Origin of the sequence: Nocardia sp. NPDC060220 (assembly GCF_042727815.1) — a bacterium.
In the GTDB taxonomy this organism is placed as follows: Bacteria; Actinomycetota; Actinomycetes; order Mycobacteriales; family Mycobacteriaceae; genus Nocardia.
In genome coordinates this window covers 1-1,511 of the sequence record NZ_JBHWZY010001239.1, presented here as the reverse complement: position 1 = coordinate 1,511, position 1,511 = coordinate 1, and the positions used below count along the sequence as shown (strand labels likewise).

Below are 1,511 nucleotides of genomic sequence, written 5' to 3'. Positions count from 1 at the left end.
GCCCCGATTGCTGTGCTTCAGCCTTCGAACGGGTAGCGGGCGTCGAGATCGAGGTTGAGTTCGACGACGTTCACCCGTGGCTCCCCGAGGAATCCGAGCGTGCGCCCGTCGGTGTGCGCGGCGAGTAGTTCGCGCACCTGGGTGGCGGTGATGCCGCGTGCTTTGGCCACCCGATCGACCTGGATGGTCGCGTATTCGGGGGAGATGTGGGGGTCGAGACCGCTGCCGCTCGCGGTGACCGCGTCGGCGGGGACCGTGGCCTCGGCCGGCGCGCCACCGAGGATCGGGATGATCCGGCCGACGGCGTAGTCCTCGCCCTCCTGCGCACACTCCACGGCGACGCCGCGGAACGTGGTCAAAAACGGTCGCGCGGGGCAGAGTTCGTTGACGCTGACCACCTGTACCGGCCGCGACACGTCGCCGTCGGCATCACGCGGCCCGATCACCGAGAGCGCCGCGCCCACACCGTCTTTCGTGCAGAACTGCCGGGCGCCGTCGACCCCCTCACGGTCGCCGACCTCCTTCGAACGGGCGCACACGGTGGTGAGCAGGCTGGTGCGGTCGGCGGTGTCGACGATGTCCTCCGGGCCGAGATTGCTCGCGGCGGTGGACAGCGGGTCGTAGCCGTCGCCCGCGGCCGACGGGCGGCTCTGGAAGTACTGCGCCATGGCCTTGCCGTCGGCGCCGGCGAACGACTGCCCGATCAGGCTGGAGCCCACCAGTTTTCCGTCCCGCTCGATGAGCGAGCCGTCGGCCTTGTCGTCGAGTCCGGGCAGCTGAGCGACCGCGAAAACCGCCACGGGATAGATGATTCCGGTGATCGCGGTCAGCACCAGCAGGGCGCGGAGGGCGGCCAGGTGCTGGCGGATCCAGGTTGACATACGCATTTCAGGACATCCCGGGGAGGAGTTGGACGAACAGATCGATGACCTTGATGCCGAGGAACGGCGCGATGATGCCGCCGAGGCCGTAGATCGTCAGGTTGCGGCTCAACAGCTTCGAGGCGTTGCTCGGCCGATAGTTGACACCGCGCAGCGCGAGCGGGATGAGCGCCACGATGATGATTGCGTTGAAGATGACCGCGGACAGGATCGCCGACTGTGGGCTGGCCAGGCGCATGATGTTGAGGGCGTCCAGACCGGGGAACAGTGCCACGAACAGCGCGGGAATGATCGCGAAGTACTTGGCGATGTCGTTGGCGATCGAGAACGTCGTGAGTGCGCCACGGGTGATCAGCAACTGCTTGCCGATCTCCACGATCTCGATCAGCTTGGTCGGATCCGAGTCGAGATCGACCATATTGCCTGCTTCTTTGGCGGCCGAGGTGCCGGTGTTCATCGCCACGCCCACGTCGGCCTGAGCCAGGGCGGGAGCGTCGTTGGTGCCGTCACCGGTCATCGCGACCAGCCGGCCCCCGTCCTGTTCGGACTTGATCAGCGCGAGCTTGTCCTCCGGCGTCGCCTCGGCGAGGAAGTCGTCCACGCCCGCTTCGTCGGCGATCGCCTTGGCCG

General features: G+C 67.4%; 2 protein-coding genes. Both read right to left on the bottom strand.

The genetic code is table 11. The features are described 5' to 3' along the window. Positions 1 to 17 precede the first annotated feature (17 nt). Positions 18 to 887, bottom strand: a complete 870-nt coding sequence (locus tag ACFWF3_RS35655) for a potassium-transporting ATPase subunit C (protein WP_379318545.1) — start codon at positions 885 to 887, stop codon at positions 18 to 20. A gap of 1 nt (position 888) precedes the next feature. After that, positions 889 to 1,511: HAD-IC family P-type ATPase (locus ACFWF3_RS35650; protein ID WP_379318543.1), on the bottom strand; the 623-nt coding region annotated here is incomplete at its 5' end.